The sequence below is a fragment of the Novosphingobium piscinae genome (genome assembly GCF_014230355.1).
Classification (GTDB): Bacteria; Pseudomonadota; Alphaproteobacteria; order Sphingomonadales; family Sphingomonadaceae; genus Novosphingobium; species Novosphingobium piscinae.
The window spans coordinates 135,073-155,773 of the sequence record NZ_JACLAX010000002.1; the positions used below are offsets into that span (position 1 = coordinate 135,073).

24 protein-coding genes are annotated in these 20,701 nt (G+C 69.5%); 16 read left to right on the plus strand and 8 right to left on the minus strand.

The genetic code is table 11. The annotated features are described in order from the left end of the window. Nucleotides 1-125: 125 nt before the first annotated feature. The 4 genes from H7F53_RS02540 to H7F53_RS02555 all read right to left on the minus strand — a co-directional run bounded on the left by H7F53_RS02540 (nucleotide 126) and on the right by H7F53_RS02555 (nucleotide 1,170). Nucleotides 126-317, minus strand: a complete 192-nt coding sequence (locus H7F53_RS02540; RefSeq protein WP_185677913.1) for a hypothetical protein — start codon at nucleotides 315-317, stop codon at nucleotides 126-128. A 70-nt stretch (nucleotides 318-387) separates the two neighbouring features. Next, complete coding sequence (locus H7F53_RS02545) at nucleotides 388-597, minus strand: cold-shock protein (RefSeq protein ID WP_185677914.1); 210 nt, start codon at nucleotides 595-597, stop codon at nucleotides 388-390. 166 nt (nucleotides 598-763) lie between these two features. Next, complete coding sequence (locus tag H7F53_RS02550; protein ID WP_221773563.1) at nucleotides 764-925, minus strand: hypothetical protein; 162 nt, start codon at nucleotides 923-925, stop codon at nucleotides 764-766. A 92-nt stretch (nucleotides 926-1,017) separates the two neighbouring features. Beyond that, nucleotides 1,018-1,170 (minus strand): hypothetical protein, encoded by a 153-nt coding sequence (locus H7F53_RS02555; RefSeq protein ID WP_185677915.1) that lies wholly within the window; start codon nucleotides 1,168-1,170, stop codon nucleotides 1,018-1,020. Nucleotides 1,171-1,544: 374 nt separating this feature from the next. Between H7F53_RS02555 and H7F53_RS02560 the strand changes: the two genes are divergently transcribed. The 7 genes from H7F53_RS02560 to H7F53_RS02590 all read left to right on the plus strand — a co-directional run bounded on the left by H7F53_RS02560 (nucleotide 1,545) and on the right by H7F53_RS02590 (nucleotide 10,141). Beyond that, nucleotides 1,545-3,686 (plus strand): PA5441 family protein, encoded by a 2,142-nt coding sequence (locus H7F53_RS02560; protein ID WP_185677916.1) that lies wholly within the window; start codon nucleotides 1,545-1,547, stop codon nucleotides 3,684-3,686. Beyond that, entirely contained in the window at nucleotides 3,683-4,420 is a 738-nt protein-coding gene (locus tag H7F53_RS02565) for a DUF3142 domain-containing protein (protein ID WP_343061871.1), read from the plus strand. The genes H7F53_RS02560 and H7F53_RS02565 overlap by 4 nt, the downstream gene beginning before the upstream one ends. 64 nt (nucleotides 4,421-4,484) lie before the next feature. Further along, a complete protein-coding gene (locus H7F53_RS02570; protein WP_185677917.1) occupies nucleotides 4,485-5,279 on the plus strand; it encodes an outer membrane protein assembly factor BamD in 795 nt (264 codons plus the stop codon). 57 nt (nucleotides 5,280-5,336) lie between these two features. Continuing rightward, nucleotides 5,337-5,798 (plus strand): RrF2 family transcriptional regulator, encoded by a 462-nt coding sequence (locus tag H7F53_RS02575; RefSeq protein ID WP_185677918.1) that lies wholly within the window; start codon nucleotides 5,337-5,339, stop codon nucleotides 5,796-5,798. Nucleotides 5,799-5,894: 96 nt separating this feature from the next. Next, entirely contained in the window at nucleotides 5,895-6,086 is a 192-nt protein-coding gene (locus H7F53_RS02580) for a YezD family protein (RefSeq protein WP_185677919.1), read from the plus strand. 117 nt (nucleotides 6,087-6,203) lie between these two features. Continuing rightward, on the plus strand, nucleotides 6,204-8,711 hold the full coding sequence (locus H7F53_RS02585; RefSeq protein ID WP_185677920.1) for a TonB-dependent receptor: 2,508 nt from the start codon (nucleotides 6,204-6,206) through the stop codon (nucleotides 8,709-8,711). Between the two features lie 80 nt (nucleotides 8,712-8,791). Continuing rightward, a complete protein-coding gene (locus tag H7F53_RS02590) occupies nucleotides 8,792-10,141 on the plus strand; it encodes an alginate export family protein (RefSeq protein WP_185677921.1) in 1,350 nt (449 codons plus the stop codon). A gap of 54 nt (nucleotides 10,142-10,195) precedes the next feature. Here the strand turns inward: H7F53_RS02590 and purB are convergent, their stop codons facing one another. The 3 genes from purB to radC form a co-directional block, all read right to left on the minus strand. Further along, nucleotides 10,196-11,509 carry an adenylosuccinate lyase gene (gene purB / locus H7F53_RS02595; protein WP_185677922.1) on the minus strand — a complete coding sequence of 438 codons (1,314 nt, stop codon included), beginning with the start codon at nucleotides 11,507-11,509 and terminating at the stop codon, nucleotides 10,196-10,198. Between the two features lie 111 nt (nucleotides 11,510-11,620). After that, nucleotides 11,621-12,352 (minus strand): NRDE family protein, encoded by a 732-nt coding sequence (locus H7F53_RS02600; RefSeq protein ID WP_185677923.1) that lies wholly within the window; start codon nucleotides 12,350-12,352, stop codon nucleotides 11,621-11,623. Between the two features lie 25 nt (nucleotides 12,353-12,377). Next, entirely contained in the window at nucleotides 12,378-13,121 is a 744-nt protein-coding gene (radC, locus tag H7F53_RS02605; RefSeq protein ID WP_379542835.1) for a RadC family protein, read from the minus strand. A 77-nt stretch (nucleotides 13,122-13,198) separates the two neighbouring features. Here radC and H7F53_RS02610 point away from each other — a divergent pair, with 77 nt between their 5' ends. From H7F53_RS02610 to H7F53_RS02620, 3 genes are read left to right on the plus strand one after another with little or no spacing between them, the layout of a single operon-like run. Continuing rightward, nucleotides 13,199-16,387 (plus strand): intermembrane phospholipid transport protein YdbH family protein, encoded by a 3,189-nt coding sequence (locus H7F53_RS02610; RefSeq protein WP_185677925.1) that lies wholly within the window; start codon nucleotides 13,199-13,201, stop codon nucleotides 16,385-16,387. Then, the gene (locus H7F53_RS02615; protein WP_246438439.1) at nucleotides 16,384-16,656 is read left to right on the plus strand and encodes a YnbE family lipoprotein; all 273 of its coding nucleotides are present in this window, start codon (nucleotides 16,384-16,386) and stop codon (nucleotides 16,654-16,656) included. The genes H7F53_RS02610 and H7F53_RS02615 overlap by 4 nt, the downstream gene beginning before the upstream one ends. Next, nucleotides 16,656-17,051: a YdbL family probable chaperone protein gene (locus tag H7F53_RS02620; protein WP_185677926.1), complete on the plus strand. Its 396-nt coding sequence runs from the start codon at nucleotides 16,656-16,658 to the stop codon at nucleotides 17,049-17,051. The genes H7F53_RS02615 and H7F53_RS02620 overlap by 1 nt, the downstream gene beginning before the upstream one ends. A 125-nt stretch (nucleotides 17,052-17,176) precedes the next feature. On the opposite strand, the gene H7F53_RS02625 is transcribed toward H7F53_RS02620, so the two are convergent. After that, entirely contained in the window at nucleotides 17,177-17,446 is a 270-nt protein-coding gene (locus tag H7F53_RS02625; RefSeq protein WP_185677927.1) for a hypothetical protein, read from the minus strand. Between the two features lie 154 nt (nucleotides 17,447-17,600). Between H7F53_RS02625 and H7F53_RS02630 the strand changes: the two genes are divergently transcribed. The 6 genes from H7F53_RS02630 to H7F53_RS02655 all read left to right on the plus strand — a co-directional run bounded on the left by H7F53_RS02630 (nucleotide 17,601) and on the right by H7F53_RS02655 (nucleotide 20,630). Then, the gene (locus tag H7F53_RS02630; RefSeq protein WP_185677928.1) at nucleotides 17,601-17,798 is read left to right on the plus strand and encodes a hypothetical protein; all 198 of its coding nucleotides are present in this window, start codon (nucleotides 17,601-17,603) and stop codon (nucleotides 17,796-17,798) included. Between the two features lie 303 nt (nucleotides 17,799-18,101). Next, on the plus strand, nucleotides 18,102-18,419 hold the full coding sequence (locus H7F53_RS02635) for an AtpZ/AtpI family protein (protein WP_185677929.1): 318 nt from the start codon (nucleotides 18,102-18,104) through the stop codon (nucleotides 18,417-18,419). A gap of 44 nt (nucleotides 18,420-18,463) precedes the next feature. Further along, a complete protein-coding gene (locus H7F53_RS02640) occupies nucleotides 18,464-19,246 on the plus strand; it encodes a F0F1 ATP synthase subunit A (RefSeq protein ID WP_185677930.1) in 783 nt (260 codons plus the stop codon). 48 nt (nucleotides 19,247-19,294) lie between these two features. After that, nucleotides 19,295-19,522 carry a F0F1 ATP synthase subunit C gene (locus tag H7F53_RS02645; protein WP_185677931.1) on the plus strand — a complete coding sequence of 76 codons (228 nt, stop codon included), beginning with the start codon at nucleotides 19,295-19,297 and terminating at the stop codon, nucleotides 19,520-19,522. A gap of 78 nt (nucleotides 19,523-19,600) precedes the next feature. Then, nucleotides 19,601-20,092: a F0F1 ATP synthase subunit B family protein gene (locus tag H7F53_RS02650; RefSeq protein ID WP_185677932.1), complete on the plus strand. Its 492-nt coding sequence runs from the start codon at nucleotides 19,601-19,603 to the stop codon at nucleotides 20,090-20,092. Further along, entirely contained in the window at nucleotides 20,085-20,630 is a 546-nt protein-coding gene (locus tag H7F53_RS02655; RefSeq protein WP_185677933.1) for a F0F1 ATP synthase subunit B family protein, read from the plus strand. The genes H7F53_RS02650 and H7F53_RS02655 overlap by 8 nt, the downstream gene beginning before the upstream one ends. Nucleotides 20,631-20,701 lie beyond the last annotated feature (71 nt).

Consider the following 20,701-nt stretch of genomic DNA (forward strand, 5'->3'; position numbering starts at 1 on the left):
GGCTTACCCAAGCCGGGCCCGGGCCGGATCGCCGCATTCAAGCGCGGCAGGAAAAAGGGGGCAGGAGGCCGATTGGCTTCCTGCCCCCTTTTCGTTGGGTGCAGCGGGGAGGCGTGCGGCCCGGCCTATTCGGCCGGCTCGCGCGCCCGCTGGGCTTCTTCCCGGTCCTTGGCCAGCTTGACGATGCGGTCGGCCATGGCCTGCCACGCCGCCGCCGAGCGGAGCGCGCGCTCGCGCACGTTGCCGAGATCGGCCTCGCTGGCCTCGCGCGTCGCCTGATCGGCCCGGGCCATCACGAATTCATAGCTGAGCGTCATGGTCGGTACCTCTGGATGGGAGAGCAGGACCCGGCCGCACGCGGTGAAACGGCGGCCGGGGCGCGGGGGGTCAGGCGGCGCTCGCCAGGTTGATCGCCGATTCCTTGCCGTTGCGGCCGGATTCGACATCATAGGAGACGCGCTGGTCCTTCTGCAGCGTGCCCAGACCCGAAGCCTGGACGGCCGAGATGTGGACGAAGCTGTCCTTGCCGCCGTCGTCGGGCTGGATGAAGCCATAGCCCTTGTCTTCATTGAAGAACTTTACGGTTCCGATGGTCATGGAGAATTCCTTTCAAGTAACGGGTTGGTCCGTCGGCGACTGTGCCGGCGGGGGTCGTGCGTCTTGTCGTCAGTTGAAAGGAGTTCGTCGCAGGATCTGCAGCGAGCCCCGTCGAAAGATCAACGAGAGCAAGGTGAGAGCACCCGCCGAAGCGGGGGCCCAAGGGTCAGGCGACGGGTGGCGTCGCGAGCTGGTGCATGCTCCAGGCACAGGCCGCGGCGGCGCCGAGGGTGTGCTGGAACAGCGAGATGCGCCCGGCAAGGGCATCGGCACGGCTCAGGTGCCGGTGGCGATCGCCGGGGCTTAGGGCATCGTCAGCGCGCATCAAGGCGTGCTGGTGGGCCGCATAGGCGTGGTTGAGGTCGATTGGCTGGCTCCTGTGGAACGAGGGTGGTCCGCAAGGACCATGTTCGGGTGCGTTCAATCGACCATGGCCGCCACCAGGCGGCGCAGTTCGAGCGGCGAAAGCAGGGACAGCGGGCGGGTTGAGCGCGGGTCGCTGGCCCCGGGCGCGCCATGGCGGCGCGCGGTCAGGTCAAGGCGCGGAAAGGCGCCGGCAGTCAGGCAATTCATCTGGTCCTAAATGGCAGTCGTTGCTGCCCAAACGTTGATGGGGATCACGCCTTGGCGCGCGGCCGCTGGTGCCACGCACCGGTTCGGCTCCCCATGATCCAGTCCGTACCCGCTGGGCACGCCGGAAATTCGGTAACGTTCGCCCACGGGCGAATCCCGGAGCGAAACCATGCTGGATGAAAGGAAACGGGGAGGCGCGTTCAGCGCACCGGGTTTCGTCGCATTCGACGATGGATAAAAGGCATATAGCTGTTTGAAATAAAATTGCAAGGGCGCTGCTGGGGTGCCCCGCCAGGAGCGCGCTCACGCCGCGATTCGCCATTGCCTTGGCCGGACTGTCCCGCGATGCTGCCCTTTGTCCAAGGGAGGGGCCCATGCCGCGCCGCGCCAAACGCCTGATTGCCCCGCTCGCCACGGTGCTGGCCGCGTTGCTCCCCACTGGCGTCACGCGGGCCAGCTCGGACAACAGTTGCCGTCCCAGCTGGACGCTGGTTTCGGCCGGGCTGGGCTGCGAGAACCGTATCTTTCTGACCCCCGGAAACGACACCCGCGTCAACCTGCTGCTGCTGCTGCGCGACCGGCTGCCGCCCGCGGCCGGGCCCATGGCCTATCCCCGGCAGGACTATCCGTGGCAGGACATGGGCCACACCTTCTTCGACTGGGACCGGCTGCAGGCCGGCTACTGGCCCGACCTGGCGGTCGGCTATGGCGGGTGGACCTCGGTCTGCAACAGCCTCGATTCCGGCGATACCGACTTTGCCCGGGCGATCGCCGCCAACCGCGCGGTACCCGCGGTCGAGCAGGCCGCGCTGGTCGGCGCCCGCGCGCGCCTCAAGGCGACCTGCGAGGCGAGCAAGGATCCCGTGGCGCCCTGGCCCGGCGCGATCACCAGCCCGGCGGGTCAGGCGTTCCTGGCCTACCTGCAGGCGGCCGAGGCCTTCTATGCCGGACAGTGGGCCACCGCCCGCGCGGGTTTCACCGCGCTGGTGCCGGAGAACCGGCCCGGCGCGCGTCCGGCCGATCCCTGGCTGGCGGAAGTGGCGCGCTACATGGTGGCGCGCACCGATCTGAACGCGGCGATGGCGAGTGCCTTCACCGAATGGGGCGACTTCGCCGGGCCCGAGAAGGTCGATCGCAGCGTGCTGCTCCGCGCCCGCGAGGAGTTCGCCGCCTATCTCGGGCTGCATCCCTTGGGCGCCTATGCGGATTCGGCCCGCGGGCTGGTGCGGCGCACGGTCTGGCTCGAGGGCGATACCCGCGGCCTGGCGCAGGTCTATGCCGCGATGCTGGGCAGCGTCGCGCCGGACAGCGCCGATGCCGCGCGGCTGGTCCAGGAGATCGACGCCAAGCTCCTGTTCGCCAAGGATGCCGGGCTGGCGATCGACGGGCCGGTGCTGCTGGCGGTGTGGGACCTCATGCGGATGCGGCGCTACCAGGTGGATGCCGGGGAGGGCCGGGCGCCGCTCGACAGCGTGCTGACCCTGCTCGAACTGCAGTCCCAGGCCCCCCGCTTCGCGGCGCGGCCGGACCTGTATCAGTATCTCCAGGCGATGCACGCGTTCACCGTGCAGGAGGACATGCGGCAGGTCCTGCAGCTGGTGCCCGATGACGCGCGGCAGCCGGCCTACACGCCACTGGCGTTCAGTCGCCAGGTGCTGCGCGGCCTGGCCCTGGCACGGCTGCGCGATCCCAACGAGACCGGGTTCTGGCGCGATCTGCTGGGCGGCGCGAAAGGCCTGTGGCAGCGCCCCTCGGTGGAGCTGGCGCTGGCGATGAGCCTTGAGCGGCGCAGCCGGCTGGCCGAGGTCTTCGCACCGGGCTCGCCGATCACCGATCGGACCACGCGCGAGATCCTGTTGCTCCATGGCGCCGGCCCGGCGCTGTTGCGCAGTGCGGCGCAGGCCGCCGGGCGCCCGGCGCACGAGCGCGACCTGGCGCTGTTCACCTTGCTGTACAAGCAGCTCAGCCGCGGCGACTATGCCGGCTTTCTCGCCAGCCGCGCGCTGGTCCCTGCCGGCGCGCCGCGCGACGGTGGGCTGTGGGACCTGATCGCCGGCGACACGGTCCCACTCGGCCTGTTCACCGCCGGCGCGACGAGCAGTCCCGACCTTGCCTGCCCGGCGCTGCCGGTCACGGTCGCCACGCTGGCACGCCGGCCGCAGGATCCCGCCGCGCGGCTGTGCCTGGGTGAGTTCTGGCGGCTCAACGGCTTCGATGGCTTCACCCAGCCCGACGGCCCGCCACCAGCCGACGAACTGGGCGGTGCCCCCAGCCTGTTCCCGGGCAAGCCGCTGGCGCGCGGCACGATCTATGCCCAGGTCATGGCCGATCCCGCCGCCAGCGCTGATACCCGGGCCTATGCCCTCTACCGCGCGGTCAACTGCTATGCGCCGAGCGGCTCCAACGGTTGTGGCGGGGCCGATGTCGGGGTGGGCCAGCGCCGCGCGTGGTTCCAGCACCTCAAGCGCGCGTTTCCGCAGAGCCGCTGGGCGCGCAAGCTGCAATACTACTGGTGAGCGCGGGCCGCCGCTGCCGGGCCGGCTGGCTGGGGCTGACGATGGCCGGGCTGGCGGCGTGCCACCCGCCAGCGCCCGCCGCTCCGCCCGAGCCGGCCTATTTCGTCTGGGCCGGCGTGAGCCCGCCGCCCGTGGTGGCGCGGGCCGGCACGGTCTATCTGCTGGCCGGCGAAGTGCGCAGGGCCGACCCGGTCCGGCTCGTCGCGCTGCGCGCCGTGCCGCGCACGCGCGGGCCCGCGCTGTGGCTGGTGGTGCGGGCCGAGCGGCTCGACTGGCCGGACACCGTCCACGCGCAGCTCGCGCAGACGCTGCGCCGTTGGCGGGCGGCCGGCAACCGCGTGGCCGGGGTGCAGATCGATTTCGACGCCGCCACGCGCGGCCTGTCCGGCTACCGCGTCTTCCTGGCCGACCTGCAGCACCGGCTGCCGCCCGGCACCGGCCTGTCGATCACCGGCCTGCTCGACTGGAGCGCGGGCGGCGATCCGGCCGCCCTGGCCGCCCTGGCCGGGACGGTCGACGAGATCGTGGTCCAGACCTACCAGGGCCGCCACACGATCCCGGGCCATGAGGGGTACCTACGCGGGCTGCCCCGGCTCGGCCTGCCCTACCGGGTGGGCATCATCCGCGACGGAGGCTGGCGCGAGCCGGCCTTCCTGCGCCGCGATCCGCACTACCGCGGGACCGTCGAATTTCTTCTCGCCCCGGCCCGCGGAGCCGGCCGGACCGGCCGCTGAGGCAACGGCCGGGCGCGGCGCGCTTTCACTTGGCGTTCATCCCCACGCTGGCTATAGCCGCGCGATGCACACCCGATCGCCGCTCAAGCTCGCCGTAATCGCCGCCGCCACGACTGCCGTGCTGCTGACGTCCGGCTGTGGCGGACGCGGCGGGAAGGCACGCGACACGGCCTATGTCGCGCGCGACGTGGACACGCTCTACCTCGCCGCCAAGGACCGCCTCGACCGCGGCCGGGTCAAGGAAGCGGCCGCCCTGTTCGACGAGGTGGAACGCCAGCATCCCTATTCGCCTTGGGCGCGCCGGGCCCAGCTGATGAGCGCCTTCAGCTACTATGCCGCGCGCGACTATACCAAGGCGATCCAGGCGGCGCAGCGGTTCCTGTCGATCCATCCGGGCAACAAGGATGCGCCCTACGCCTATTACCTGATCGCGCTGAGCCAGTACGAGCAGATCAGCGACGTGACGCGCGACCAGAAGGCCACGGCCCAGGCGCTGGCGTCGATGAACGAACTGATGCGGCGCTATCCCAACACCCGCTATGCGGCGGATGCCCGGCTCAAGCTTGACCTGATCAACGACCACCTGGCCGGCAAGGAGATGACGATCGGCCGTGCCTATCAGCGCCAGGGGCGCTGGCTGGCCGCGGCGCTGCGCTTCCGCACCGTGGTCGACAAGTACCAGACCACCAGCCACACCCCCGAAGCCCTGTTCCGCCTGACCGAGAGCTATCTCTCGCTTGGCCTGCCGGAAGAGGCGCGCAAGGTGGCCGCGGTGCTCGGCCGCAACTATCCCGGCGACGAGTGGTATCAGCGCGCCTACGGCCTGATGCAGAAGTACGCCCCGAACGCCTCCGCCTGACCCGACGAGTCTACCGCCGCGGTTGACTTCACGGCCGGGCGGGGCGCATGAGGGCCCATGCTCTCGCAGAAGACCCGCTACACGATCCGCGCCCTGCAGCACCTGGCCGATCACTGGCGGCAGGGTCCGGTGCGGCTTGATGCCGTGGCCGAGGCGCAGAACATTCCGCGCAAGTTCCTGACGGTGATCCTGTCGGAGCTGGTCCGCGAGGGACTGGTCATCTCGCATCGCGGCCGCGATGGCGGCTATGAGCTGGCCTTGCCGCCGGTTGACGTGCGCTATGGCGACATCATCCGGCTGACCCGCGGCAGCCTGGCGCTGGTGCCCTGCGCCAGCCGCAATGCCCACGAGCACTGCGCCAACTGCCTGCCCGAGGCCGAATGCCGGCTGCGCGGGCTGATGCTGACCCTGCGCGACGAAATGGCCGCCATGCTCGACCGCATGACCCTGGCCGATGCGATCACGGTCGAGCCCCCGTTCGCGGACGAGATGGCCGGCGAGTCCGCGCCGCTAGGCTGATCGCCACAAATCTCTGCTTTGCCCCGGACAAGCGATACTACGCTTGTCTACTAAACAGGTAGAGTTAAACGGGGAGCCCGAAGGAGGCACCCCGTCATGGCAACCCCGAATCCACCCCAGGCGTCGGCCGCGGCGCGCGAGACCCCGCAGCCCGAGCAGATCGCGACGATCGCGCTCGATGCGGTCGCCAAGGCGATCGCACGGCTGCGCTACGGCTCGATCGGGCTGACCGTGCACGACGGCCGCGTCGTCCAGCTCGAAGTCACCGAGCGCCAGCGCTTCACCTGACCGGATCCGGGGGCACCGGGTTTCCGCACTCCGCGCTCCGGCCGCGCTCCGCCGGACCTCATCCGATGCAGACCGGACTTCCGGATGCATCCATTCCCTTACGCAAGGATTGGATCAATGCACACGTTCGTCCGCTCTGGCCTGCTGGCCGCCACTGCCCTGTCCTTTGGCCTGCCGGGCCTGTCTGAAACCGCCCTTGCGGCCGAGGCTCAGGCCGCCGCCGCGCCAGCCGCCGAGCAGGCGGGCGAGGACGATGTCGGCGCCCGCGGCGATGTCATCATCGTCACCGCCCGGCGCCGCCAGGAAGCGGCCCAGGCCGTGCCGCTGGCGATTTCGGTGATCAAGGCCGACTCGGTCGAATCGACCGGCAACTTCAACATCGTGCGCCTGCAGCAGCTGGCACCCACGCTGCAGGTCTACACCTCCAACCCGCGCAACACCTCGGTCAACATCCGCGGGCTGGGCGCGCCGTTCGGGCTGACCAGCGACGGCTTCGAGCAGGGCGTGGGGATCTATGTCGACGACGTCTACAACGCGCGCGTCGCCGCCGCGACCTTCGACTTCCTCGACATCGCCCAGGTCGAGGTGCTCCGCGGGCCGCAAGGCACGCTCTATGGCAAGAACACCACGGCCGGCGCGATCAACATCACCAGCAATCAGCCGACCTTCACCTATGAGGGCCGCGCCGAACTGACCGTGGGCAACCTTGCCTTCAAGCAGGGCAAGGTCGCGGTGTCCGGCCCGCTGTCGGACACCGTCGCGATCCGGCTGGCCGGTGCCATCACCAGCCGCCGCGGCACGATCTACAACGTCACCAGCCAGCAGTTCATCAATGCCCAGGACAACCTTGGCCTGCGCGCCCAGCTGCTGTGGAAGCCGAGCGACACGCTCGCGCTGACCCTCTCGGGCGATTACAGCGCGCAGGACCCCGAGTGCTGCGGCACGGTCTATGTCCGCACCGGGCTGACCCAGCGCGCGCTCAACCGCCAGTACGCGGCGCGCGTCGCAGCGGCCAATGCCGCCACCCCGGGGCGCAACTATGCCGTGCCCAGCACCAATCCCTATGATCGCCTCACCGATCTCGATTCCAACCTCAACGCCGGTAACAAGATCGGCGGCGTCTCGTTCAAGGCCAACTGGGAGCTGGGCACGGGCAGCCTGACCTCGATCACTGCCTGGCGCTTCTGGGACTGGAAGCCCGAGAACGATCGCGATTTCACTGGCCTCTCGATCGTCGCGCGGTCGCAGAACCCCTCGCAGCAGAACCAGTACAGCCAGGAGTTCCGCTACAACTACGAAAGCGACGCGGTGGACTTCGTGGTCGGCCTGTTCGGCTTCAAGCAGCGCATCGACACCCAGGGGACCGAGCAGCAGGGCGCCGATGCCGCGCTGTGGAGCCTGTCGCCCTCGACCTCGCCGACCAACATCGCCAACATCCCCGCGACGCTGGCCGGGCTGACCGCGACCAACACCCAGTACCTCAAGAGCGACAGCGCCGCACTGTTCGGCCAGGCCAGCTGGAAGGTCACCCCGGAGCTGACGATCCAGCCGGGCGTGCGTTTGAACTATGACAAGAAGGAAGGCTTCTACCAGCGCGTGGTCACCACCGGTGCGGGCGTGGTGATCCCCAGCTGCGCCCCCTCGGCCACGACCGGCAATGCCGTGCTGACCGCGCAGTGCGGTATCTACCAGCCGCAGCTGACCACGCCGTCGGCCAGCGCCTGGAACTTCACCTATGACTTCAACGTCAACTACAAGTTCGCCCGTGACGTGCTGGGCTATGTGACCTTCGCCAAGAGCTTCAAGACCCTGGGCATCAACCAGAACGGCCTGCCGCTGGATGCCAACAACCAGCCCGACCTCAGCACCAGCACGGTCCGGCCGGAATCGGTCCTGCACTTCGAGGCCGGGCTCAAGACCCAGTTCCTCAACCGGCGCGCGACCTTCAACCTCAGCGCCTTCATCACCGACATCAAGGATTTCCAGGCGACGGTGAACGGCGGTCAGTTCGGCACGGTGCGCGGCTATCTCGCCAATGCCGAGAAGGTCCGGTCGCAGGGCATCGAGGCCGATTTCAAGATCGTCGCCAGCGACCGCTTCACCGCCTATGCCAACGGTGCCTACACCGACGCGAAGTACAAGCGCTTCACCAATGCCCCATGCCCACCCGAGCTCTCGGGCGGCACCTTCTATGCCGTCGGCGTGACGCCCGACCTGTCGCTCGCGGGGATCCCGGGTTCGCTCAGCCCGCGCGCCTGCGACATCTCGGGCCAGGCCCTGCCGGGCGTGTCGAAGTGGGCCTTCTCCTACGGGGCCGAGTACAATGTCCCGGCCAAGCTGCTCGACAAGGACGGCCAGATCTACTTCGGGGTCGATGGCAACTACCGTTCGAGCTGGAACTCGAACGCCTCGCCTTCGCGCTATACCGTGGTCGATGCCTATGCCCTGACCAACTTCCGCGCCGGCTTCCGGGGCGAAGGCCTCGATATCTTCGCCTGGGTGCGCAATGCCTTCGATACCAATTTCATGGATCTGCTGCAGGTCGCGCCGGGCAACGTCGGCCTGATCGCCGGTCAGCCGGGCGATCCGCGCACCTTCGGCGGGACAGTGAAATTCTCGTTCTGACGGTGTCATCAGCGTGAAACAGTCGGGGCCTGTGTAGCGACAGGCCCCGATCTCCCCGGGGTGGGGAACAGGGGTACGCGATGGACAGGCTCCGCATCGGGGCGATCGGCGGCATCGTTGCGCTGGGTCTGGCGGCGCCGGGCCGGGCCGATACCGTGCCCGAGGGGCTGACGGTCCACGGCACGGTGCGGCTGCGCCTCGACGCGATCGACGGACAGCCCCGCGTTGGCGGCAACTCCAGCGACGTGCTCTATGAAAGCCGCACCCAGATCCGCGCGGTCTGGCGGCGCGACTGGCTGCGGCTGGTGGGCGAGCTGCATGACAGCCGGGTCTGGGGCGCCAACCCCGGCACCCCGCTCGGCACCGGCGAGGTGAATGCGCTCGAGCCGGTCATCGCCCATGTCGAGGCCGACCTTGGCCCCTTGTTCGGATCAGGTAGCGAAGTCAGCGTCCAGCTTGGTCGCCTTGGCCTGTCGCTGGGCTCGCGCCGGCTGGTCGCGATCGACGACTATCGCAACACCATCACTGCCTTTACCGGCCTGCGCGGCGATCTCGCCACCCGTTCGGGGATCAGGGCGACCGCCTTCTACGCGCTGCCGCTGCTGCGGCTGCCAGACGACGGTCCGGGCCTGCGCGCCAACCGCGTCGCGCTCGACAAGGAGAGCTTCGATACGGTGCTGTGGGGCGGGTTCCTGGCACAGCAGCGCCAGGGCTCGCCGTTGCTGCGCGAGATCGCTTTCCTCCATCTGGGCGAACGTGACGCCCCGGGCCGGCCCAGCCGTGACCGCTCGCTGGATACGCTGAGCCTGCGCCTGGTGCGCGAGCCGCGCCCGGGTGCGGCGGAATGGGGTCTCGAGGGGATCTACCAGTGGGGCTCGATCAGCGCGACCGCGGCAGCCGGCGCGCCGCGCCAGTCGGTCAGCGCCAGCTTCTGGCGCGTCCACGCCGGCTACAGTTTCGGCGGGCCATGGCAGCCGCATGTCCAGATCGAGTTCGACCATGCCAGCGGCGACGGCCCGGGCGGATCCTATGGCCGGTTCGACACGCTCTACGGCATGCGCCGGGCCGACCTGGCCCCGGCCGGGCTCTACAATGCCATCGCCCGCAGCAATGTGGTGTCACCCGGCATCCGGGTCGAGGTGACGCCGTCGCGCCGGGTCGATGCCTTCCTTGGCTACCGCGCGCTGTGGCTCGCCGATTCGCGCGATGGCTTCTCCTCGACCGGGGTGCGCGATCCCAGCGGTGCATCCGGGACCTGGGCCGGCCACCAGCTCGACGGCCGGGTGCGCTGGTGGCTGGTGCCGCAGCGCTGGCGCTTCGAGATCACGACCGTCCTGCTGGCCAAGGGGCGCTTCCTGCGCACCGCCCCCAACGCGCCCCCGGGCGCGACCACGCGCTATGGCAGCCTCAACCTGACGGCGAGTTTCTGAGGGGGCGGGAGGTGGTCCGGCGCTCTCCTCCGCAGGGGAGCTCGCGAACAGGCCTTAGTCTCCGAATACCCGCGCGAAGATCGTGTCGATCGCCTTGAAGTGGTAGTCGAGGTTGAACTTGTCCTCGATCTGCGCGGGGGTGAGCGCGGCGGCAACGTCGGGGTCGGCCTTGAGCAGTTCCATCAGGTTGAGCTGCCCGTCGGATTCCCACACCTTCATCGCGTTGCGCTGGACCAGCCGGTAGGCGGCATCGCGCTCGAGCCCGGCCTGGGTCAGCGCCAGCAGCACGCGCTGCGAGTGGACGAGGCCCCCCATCTTGTCGAGGTTCTTCTGCATCCGCTCGGGATAGACCACCAGCTTGTCGACCACGCTGGTCAGACGGGCGAGGGCGAAGTCGAGCGTGATCGTCGCGTCGGGACCGATGAACCGCTCGACCGAGGAGTGCGAGATGTCGCGCTCGTGCCACAGCGCCACGTTCTCGAGCGCCGGGGTCACGGCCGAGCGGACCATGCGGGCCAGCCCGGTAAGGTTTTCGGTCAGGACCGGGTTGCGCTTGTGCGGCATCGCGCTCGAGCCCTTCTGGCCGGGCGAGAAGTATTCCTCGGCCTCGAGCACCTCGGTGCGCTGGAGGTGGCGGATCTCCACCGCCAGCCGCTCGATCGAGCTGGCGATGACGCCCAGCGTGGCGAAGAACATCGCGTGGCGATCGCGCGGGATCACCTGGGTCGAAACCGGCTCGACCGCGAGGCCCAGCTTTTCGGCGACATACTCTTCCACCGACGGATCGATGTTGGCGAAGGTGCCGACCGCGCCCGAGATCGCGCAGGTGGCCACTTCGGCCCGCGCGGCGATCAGGCGGGTCTTGCAGCGGCTGAATTCGGCATAGGCTTCGGCCAGCTTCTTGCCGAAGGTGGTCGGCTCGGCGTGGATGCCGTGGCTGCGGCCGATGGTGGGCGTGTACTTGTGCTCCAGCGCGCGGCGCTTGATCGCCGCGAGCAGGGCATCCAGATCGTCCAGCAGCAGATCGGCGGCGCGCATCAGCTGCACCGCCAGGGTGGTGTCGAGTACGTCCGAGCTGGTCATGCCCTGGTGCATGAAGCGCGCTTCAGGCCCGACCTGCTGGGCGACCCAATCGAGGAAGGCGATGACATCGTGCTTGGTGACGGCCTCGATCGCGTCGATCGCGGCGACGTCGATCGCCGGACTGGTCGCCCACCAGTCCCACAGCGCCTTGGCGCCGCTGGGCGGAACCACGCCCAGCTCGCCCAGCTTCTCGGTGGCATGGGCCTCGATCTCGAACCAGATCCGGTACCGTGCCTCCGGCTCCCAGATCGCGGTCATGGCGGGGCGGGCGTAACGGGGGACCATGGCGATGACTCCTGAGCGGTGGGCCGGGTGCCGCGATGCGGGCGTGCTGCGGCGCCGCTACGGCCCAAGGGCCGGGAAGGCAAGGGCCGAGGGCACCCCCGGCCGGCGCCGTCACCAGCGAAACGCGATCGCGACCTCGCCGGCGGGCTGTCCGTGGGCCGTGAAACGCCGCTCGATGATCGTCCCCGCGCCGCTGCGGTCGACCAGCACCACGGTCGAGCAACGCGTGCCATAGCTGGGATCGCGGATGAATGGGCTCGACAAGCGCGGCTCGGGCCCGCCCTCTTCCCAGCTCTCGGCGGTCGGGCGGGGATCGGCCAGCGCGGCGAACAGGCCCTCAGGGCTCGACTCCGCTGCGCCGTCCAGCCAGCCGCGCAGCGCGGCCATGGTCTGCTCGGTCTTGCGCCACGGCGGGGCCAGCGCGCCATTCGACAGGCCATGCAGCCCCGGTTCGAGCTGCCGGGTGGCCAATTCGGGATAGTTGGTGACGAAGCTGGCCGCGGCGCCCTCGACCACCAGCAGGTTGCACGGGTTCATCGCCGCCAGTCCCGCACCGACGGGATCGCGGCCGGCCAGCACGTCGGTGACCAGCCGCCCGCGCGAAGGGCGGTCGGGCAGGGGGAAGCCGGGCACGCGGAAGTTGGTCACCAGGGCGAGCCGCCCGGTCTCGGTCAGGCCCAGCCACGTGCCGCCGGCGGTTTCGTCGCGGCCGGCGATGATCCCGCTGCCGTCGGACCAGCGCGCCAGCGGCGCGGCAGGGCGGGCATGGAACTCGTCGCGGTTGGCGGCGATGACCAGCCGCCAGCGCGGATCGGCCTCGAACGCGATCGCGGCCAGGCACATCAGGGGGTTCGCCGCGTGGAGGTCATCAGATCAGGCCCTTGGAGCGGAGCGAGATATGGCCGCTGCGGGCGATGATCAGGTGATCGTGCACCGTGATCCCCAGCAGCCGCCCCGCTTCGGCGATTCGGTGGGTGATCTGGATATCCGCCCGGCTCGGTTCCGGCGAGCCCGAGGGGTGGTTGTGGACCAGAATCAGCGCCGCCGCGCCGATATCGAGCGCGCGCCGGATCACCTCGCGCGGATGGATCGCGGCTTCATCGAGCGATCCGTCGCCCACATGGTCGTCGAGAATCAGCATGTTGCGGGTGTCGAGATAGAGGATGCGCACCCGTTCCACGGTCAGGTGGGCCATGTCGATCGCCAGATAGTCGAGCAGCGCCTGCCACGAGCTCAGCACCGGGGCGGCGCGCACCTGCTCGCGCGCCTGGCGGCGTGCGGCAACCGCGACGACGCACAGCGCGGCGGCCGTCGCGTCGCCCATGCCGGGATGGCGGGCCAGGGCGCGCGGATCGGCATTGAGCACCCCGGCGAGCGACCCGAAGCGCTGCAGCAGGCTGCGTGCCAGCGGCTTGACGTCGCGCCGCGGGATCGCCCCCATCAGCAGCAGCTCGATCAGCTCATGATCACCTAGTGCGTCGATCCCGCCGGCCAGCAGCCGCGCCCGCAGCCGCGCGCGGTGGCCCTGCGCAGCGGGAGGCCCGGAATCGGCGCGATCTTCCGTGCCGGTAGCCGTGCCGGCAGTCCGGTCGAACAGCTCGGGTGGGGTCACGCGGCCTCTCCTCGTCGAGCGTGCGACCGCGGCGCCGAGCATTGCCTTTCGCCGGGCGAGAGCGCAAGGGTAGCGCGATGAGCGAGGCCGCCGCCGACGATCCTTCCGCGCCCCGCGCCCCGCAGCCCGAGCCCGAACCCCGCCGCACCGGCCGCCGGGTCCTGGCCGCCGCGGGGGTGGTGACGCTGGCGGCCGTCGGTGCCACCTGGGTGGCGCGCGAGCGGATCGCCGACGGGCTGATCGCCAGCCAGCTGCGCGAGCTGGGCCTCCCCGCCACCTACCGCATCGTCGCGATCGGCCCGCGCCGCCAGGTGCTGCGCGACATCGTGATCGGCGATCCCCGCCACCCCGACCTGACCATCGCCGAGGCCGAGATCGCCCTGTCGCCCCGCCTGGGCCTGCCGGCCATCGGCACGGTGCGGCTGGTCCGGCCACGGCTCTACGGCACCTGGCAGGGCGACCGGGTCAGCTTCGGCCGGCTCGATTCGCTGCTGTTCGGCCAGCGCGACGGCCAGTCGGCCGGACTGCCCCGGCTGGACCTTACGGTGATCGACGGGCGGGCGCGACTGACCGGCGATCACGGGCCGGTCGGCGCCGCGTTCGAGGGGCGGGGTGGGCTGTTCGACGGCTTCGACGGGACCCTCGGGATCCGGGCGCCGCGGCTCGCGCTGGCGGGCTGTGAGGCGCGCGGAGCAAGCCTGTACGGGCGCGTCCGCATCGTTCAGGGCAAGCCAACCTTTGCCGGTCCCCTGCGGACTGCCGTGCTCGACTGCCCGGGCCGCGCAACGCTGTCCGCACGCGCCGTGCAGCTCGATCTGGCCGGGCAGGCTGATGCGACGCTGGATGGCGGCACCGTGCGGGTCGGTCTGCAGTCTGGTCAGGTCAGTGCTGGAGAGCTCCGATCCCGGAGCTGGACCGGGGCCGTCGATGCGACCTTTCGGCAGGGCGGAGTCACGGCGCGCTACGACCTGACCGGACGCGGGCTCGACCAGCCCCAGGTCGGCGCCGCGACCCTCGCGCTGTCCGGCCTGCTCCGCGCGCGGGAGGGGCTGGGCCGGTTCGAGACCGAGGGCACGCTCGACGCCGGCGGTCTGCGGGTCGGCCGCGGACTGGCCGCGGCAATCGATGGGTGGCAGCGGGCCGGGGAGGGGACGCTGGTCGCCCCGCTGCTCCGGCAGGTCCGTGCGTCGCTGGCGCGCGAGGAACGCGGCAGCCGGCTGCAGGGCGATTTCGTGCTGCGCGGGGCGCCGCAGGGGGTCAGTCTGGTTGTGCCGCAGGGGCGGTTGACCGGGGGCAGCGGCAGCACACTGTTGGCCCTCTCGCGCCTCCAGCTGACCCTTGGGCAGGGCACACCGCGACTGGCCGGGAACTTCACCACCGGCGGAGAAGGGCTGCCGCAGATGACCGGGCGCCTTGCCCAGGGCGTCCGCGGCTGGACCCGTCTGACCATGGCCATGGCCGATTATCGCGCCGGCGATGCCCGGCTGGCCATCCCGCGGCTGACCCTTGTGCAGCAGGGGAACGGCGCGCTCAACTTCGGCGGGGTGATCGTGGCGAGCGGCGCGGTGCCGGGCGGTCAGGCCACCAACCTGACCATTCCGCTCGACGGCGCCCGCGATGTTCGCGGCACCCTGGTTGTGGGACGGCGCTGCCTGCCGGTCCGCTTCGACGCGCTGACCCTGGCCAACCTCAGCTTCGACCAGCAGGCTCTTTCGCTGTGCCCGTCGCCGGGCGCAGCGATTTTGCAGAGCGGCCGGGGCGGCACCCGGCTGGCGTTGGGCATCCCGGCGCTCGACCTGACCGGCCGCCTCGGCGAGACCCCGCTGCGCATCGCCAGCGGGCCGGTCGGTTTCGCGGCGCCCGGCAGCCTGTTCGCCCGGGCGCTGGAGGTCACGCTGGGGCCGCCGCAAAGCGCCAGCCACGTCCGCCTCAGCGACCTGCGGGCCGAGGTCGGGCGCACGGTGAGCGGGCATTTCGGCGGGGCCGACGTCCGGCTGGCCGCGGTCCCGCTCGACCTCGTGGCGGCGCAGGGCGCCTGGCGTTTCGCCGCAGGTCGTCTCAGCATCGCCGATGCCACCTTCGATCTGCAGGACCGCACCCGCGTGGCGCGGTTCGAGCCGCTCAGGGGCGATCAGGCCACGCTGGCGCTGGTGGACAATGTCTTGACTGCCGCGGCGCGGCTGCGGGAGCCCCAGAGCGGCCGCGAGGTGGCCCGGGTGGACCTGCGCCATGACCTGGCCCGGGCGCGCGGCCATGCCGACGTGCGCGTGGCCGGGCTCGAGTTCGACAAGGCACTGCAGCCGGGCCAGCTCACCCGCCAGCTGCTCGGTGTGGTGGCCAATGTGCGCGGACGGGTCGCGGGGGCGGGCAGGATCGACTGGACCGCCGAGCAGGTGCGCAGCACCGGCCGCTTCCGCACTGACGGGCTCGACCTGGCAGCGGCGTTCGGTCCGGCCCAGGGCATTCGCGGCGAGGTGGAGTTCAGCGATCTGCTCGGCCTGGTCACGCCGCCGCACCAGCGCGTCACCATCGCCGCGGTCAATCCCGGCATTGAGGTGAACGACGGGGAACTCCGCTTCCAGCTGAGGCCCGGCGGACTGGCCGCGATCGAGGGCGCGGCCTGGCCGTTCCTTGGCGGCCGGCTCCAGCTACGTCCCGCCGAGATGCGTTTCGGTGTCGAGGAGACGCGCCGCTTCGTGCTCGATATCGAGGCGCTCGATGCGGGGCACTTCATCGAGCGGATGGAACTGGCCAATCTCTCGGCCAGCGGGGCCTTTGACGGCACCCTGCCGCTGGTGTTCGACCAGAACGGTGGGCGGATCGAGGGCGGCATGCTGCAATCGCGGCCGCCCGGAGGCAACCTCTCCTACGTCGGGGCGCTGACCTACCGCGACCTTTCGCCCATCGCCAACTTCGCCTTCGATGCGCTGCGTTCGCTCGACTACCGGACCATGCGTATCGCCATGGACGGGGCGCTCGAGGGCGAGATCGTGACGCGCGTGCGCTTCGATGGGGTCAAGCAGGGGGCCGGGGCCAAGCGCAACTTCGTGACCCGCCGGTTCGCCAGGCTGCCGCTGCAGTTCAACGTCAACCTGCGCGCCCCGTTCTACAGCCTGATCAGCTCGGTCAAGGCGATGTACGATCCGGCCTATATCAAGGACCCGCGCACGCTCGGCCTGGTCGATGCCCAGGGGCGCCCGGTCGCCCCCGTCGCACGCCCGGCCGGTCCGCGCATTCAGCCCCCAGTCAGCGAGACCACGCCATGACCCGTCGTGAATTGACCGATCGCGCTTCGCTTGCGACAACGCTGCCGATGCAGGGTGACAGCAAACGGGGCCGGTTCCGGGGCCTGACGAGGATGGCGACGGCGGGAATGCTGGTGGCTGGCTTGCTGGCGATGGGGGGCTGCATTTCGGTGAATGCGCCGGACAAGCCCATCGTGATCGAGCTGAACATCAATATCCAGCAGGAGGTCGTCTACCGCCTGGCCAAGGATGCCGACCAGACGATCGCGCAGAACCCGGAGATTTTCTGATGTTCCTTTCTGCCCCCCTGATCCGCTCCGCGCTGGCGTTGTCGCTGGGGGCGCTGGTCCTCGCCGCGCCGGCCCTGGCCCAGCGCGACCCCGCCTATGCCGCCGCCCGGGCAGCGGGGCAGGTGGGCGAGAAGGCCGATGGCTACCTCGGCTTCGTGGTGCCGCCGAGCGCGCCGCTCAAGGCGCTGGTCGAGGATCTCAACATCAAGCGCAAGGCGGTCTACGCCCAGCACGCGCAGGCCCAGCACGCCACGGTCGAGGAATATGCCTTCACCGCCGGCTGCCTCGCGATCGCCCGTACGGCCCCGGGAGAGAAGTACCAGGCCCCCGACGGCACCTGGGCGACCCGCACCAGCGCCCCGCCGCAGCGCGATCCCCGCTGCCCAGCCGGTTGATTGGCTGACAAGGTGACGGGGCGAGCATGGGCTCACCTGTGTGAAGATGTCATCGGCTGACGATGTCATCGACGCGCGGCATCCAAAGAGATGCAGCGTTGTCAGTCAGGGCTCGTTCGTATTGTTCAGGGACGCAAACTGATCAACGTTGCGGTTGGGTCGCCCTTCCAGGCCGTCTTGGCGTTGATGACGCCGGCGTTCCTGTAGCGCTGGGTGAATGCATGCAAAACGAACAGTTTGTGAGAGGACAATCCACGAGCTTTCGGCTCCTTGACGATCACGGGGGTGAGTTTGCTTCCGGTGCTGGCGAACGAGAGCAGATACGGATGCTGCTCACGGCTGGCAGTGTTCGGGGTTTCATCGGTGCAGCGGCCCCCACTGCTGCTTTGGTGCAAAGTCCGTGCAGTCCGGCACTCGCAGCGTTGGGAACCGTATCAGGTCCGATCGGTGCCGCCGCAGGTTATGGGGGCGCTGCCGTCGCTGGCGGCAACAGCCATGCCCTGCTGTACAAAGATGGGATCAGGAAGCACTAAAGCAGGGCAGCCCGTTATGAACACCCCCGAAAAGTTCCGGGCCATGGCGTTTGTCGTCCCGGCCTTCCTGTACGGAATGGCGGCTTCCGCTGCCCTTATGACGATGCTGGATCCGGGTGATGGCGGGGCCATCCTGCTCAAGACGGGCTTGATGGCTGGCTGTTTCGTCATGGGCATGCTCGTCGAGCGGATCACCAAGAACCCTCGGAGTTGAGCGGTGTGGCGCGGGGCGGAGTTGCCGTTCGCCCCGCGCCACATCCATCAGACCCCGTCAAGGTAAGGGTTTCGGGCCAGTGCACACGCCGGTCGGTTGCGGCCAGTCGGGCGTGCGGGCCGGGTGCGGCTTGAGGGTTAAGGCCAGGCTGCCGCACCGGTTCCACCCCGGCGATGCCACCCGAAAGGAGGAGGCCGGTGCAGTTGACTCGGTTTAACCGCCCGCCTAAGGGGGCGGCGCTCTCGGCGGGGGAGCGTTGGGCATGCCGGGCACCACAGACTGCACAGGACTGAGGGGCAGGGCATGGCCGACGACCGAACCGACGAGGGGCCCATCGGCGAAGATGCGCGGATCGACGCGCTCGAGCAGCGGCTCAAGGCCGCGCGCGAGCGGGAAGAGCAGCGCAACGCCCCGGTCAAGACGGAGTCCGATGCGAATTACCGCATGGGGAACCGGGTGCTCGGGGAACTGCTGGGCGGGTTGGTCGGAGGTGCATTCCTGGGCTGGGTTATCGACCAGTTCGCCGGAACCAGCCCCTGGGGCCTGCTCGTGATGCTGTTCATGGGGGTTGTCGTGGCCTTCCGGAACATCATCCGGATTGCCAGCCGTCCGCCAGAATAGGCTGATCGGCTTAGACTTTTTGGTCGAATACGGGGTTAAGGCAAGTGGCGGAAGGCAAGGTCGATCCGGTTCACCAGTTCACGATCGAGCCGCTGTTCGGCACCGATCACCTGGCGCTCGCGGGCTACAACATCGCTTTCACCAACTCGGCGCTGTGGATGGCGATCACTGCCCTCGTGCTGGTGGTCTTCGTCGGCGGCGGGGCCAAGCAGGCGCAGGTGCCGGGCCGCTGGCAAATGGCGGTCGAGAGCTTCACCGGCTTTGTCGACGACCTGCTGCGCTCGAACATCGGGGCGAATGGCCGCAAGTACCTGCCCTACGTGTTCTCGCTGTTCATGTTCATCCTGTTTGCCAACGTGCTGGGTCTCCTGCCGCTGGCGCTGATCGGCCTGCATCCGTTCACGCCGACGAGCCATTTCACGGTGACCGGCGTGCTGGCGATCATGAGCTTCTCGATCGTGCTGATCGTCGGCTTCGCCAAGCACGGCTTCCACTTCTTCTCGCTATTCGTGCCGCACGGCACGCCGGCCCTGATGATCCCGATCATCTTCCCGATCGAGCTGATCTCCTTCATGGTCCGCCCGTTCTCGCTCGGGCTGCGTCTGTTCGTCGCGATGATGGCCGGCCACGTCCTGCTCGAAGTGCTGTCGGGCTTCGTGATCTCCGGGACGAACGGCGGGGCGCTGACCTTCGGCATCGCCGCGCTGCCCAGCTTCCTGCTGATGATCGGGATCTGCGCGCTCGAGCTGCTGGTGGCCGGCATCCAGGCCTACGTTTTCGCCCTTCTCACCTGCGTCTATCTGAACGACGCTGAGAACCTCCACTGATTTTTCAAACGTATTCCTCAACGGAATAAGAACTAAGGAGTTTTTGACATGGACGCTCAGAGCGCGAAGCTTCTCGGTGCTGGCTTGGCCGCGATCGGTGCAGGTCTGGCCTCGCTCGGTGTGGGCAACGTCTTCGCCAAGTTCCTGGAAGGCGCGCTGCGCAATCCGGGTGCTGCCGACGGCCAGCAGGGCCGCCTGTTCATCGGCTTCGCCGCCGCCGAACTTCTGGGTCTGCTGTCGTTCGTCGTCGCGATGATCCTCGTCTTCGTCGCCTGACGACGTTGACGGACTGATCGCCTGCCGACGGTTGTGTCCCGTCGGCAGGCCGACCCGTTCCAGCCCGGGACCTGTGCAATGCCTCAGATAGCTCAGCTGGCCACCACCTATTCCAGCCAGATCTTCTGGCTGCTGGTGTTCTTTGGCCTCGTCTTCTTCGTCGTCGGCCGGGGCATGGTCCCCAAGGTGATGGCGACGGTCGACTCGCGCGACAAGCAGATCGCCGCCGATCTCGCGGCGGCCGATGCCGCGCGCAAGGCGGCCGATGCCCAGGAAGAGGCATGGCGCACCCAGGCCAGCCGCCAGCGGGCGGAAGCCCAGGCGCTGATCGCCACGGCCAAGGCCGAAGCGGCCAAGGCCGCCGAAGTCCGACTGGTCGAGGCCAACCGGGCGATTGACGCCCGTCTGGCCGAGGCCGAGGCCCGCATCGCCGCTGCCCGTGCCGGGGCCCTCGACGAGATCGAGACCGTGGCTGCCGAGGCGGCGGGGGATATCGTCTCACGTCTGGCCGGCCTGGCGGTCGATCAGGACGCCGCGCGCGTCGCCGTGAAGGAACTGCTCCATGGCTGATCTCCTGACCCTCCTCGCCGCCGCTGCCGAGCATGCGGGCGGGCACGAGGCGGCTGAGCCGACCGTCGCCGGTTTCGGCGCGGGCTGGTTCGTCGCCCTGTCGATGACCGTCCTGATCATCGTCATGGTGTGGAAGAAGGTGCCGGGCGTGATTACCGCCGGGCTCGACAAGTCGATCGCCGAGATTCGCCACCAGCTCGACGAGGCCAAGCAGCTGCGCGCTGAGGCCGAAGCGCTCCGCAAGGAGTATGCCGACAAGATCGCCAACGCCGAACGTGAGGCGGCCGAGATGCTTGACCATGCCCGCCACGAGGCCGAGGCGATCGTCAAGAAGGCCGAGGTCGACACCACCGACCTGATCGCGCGCCGCGAAAAGATGGCGGGGGACAAGATCTCCGCCGCCGAACTGGCCGCCGTGCAGGACCTGCGCGCCCGCGCCGCAGCGGCCGCGGCGGGAGCCGCCGGCACCCTGATCCGCGCCCGCAACGATGCCGCGACCGACAAGGCGCTGGTTGACCAGGCGATCGCCGGGCTCTGAGCCTGCCCCTTGGCTGGAGCGCAAGGAACCCCCGCTTCGGCGGGGGTTTTTTGTGCGTTCGGCACAGCCTG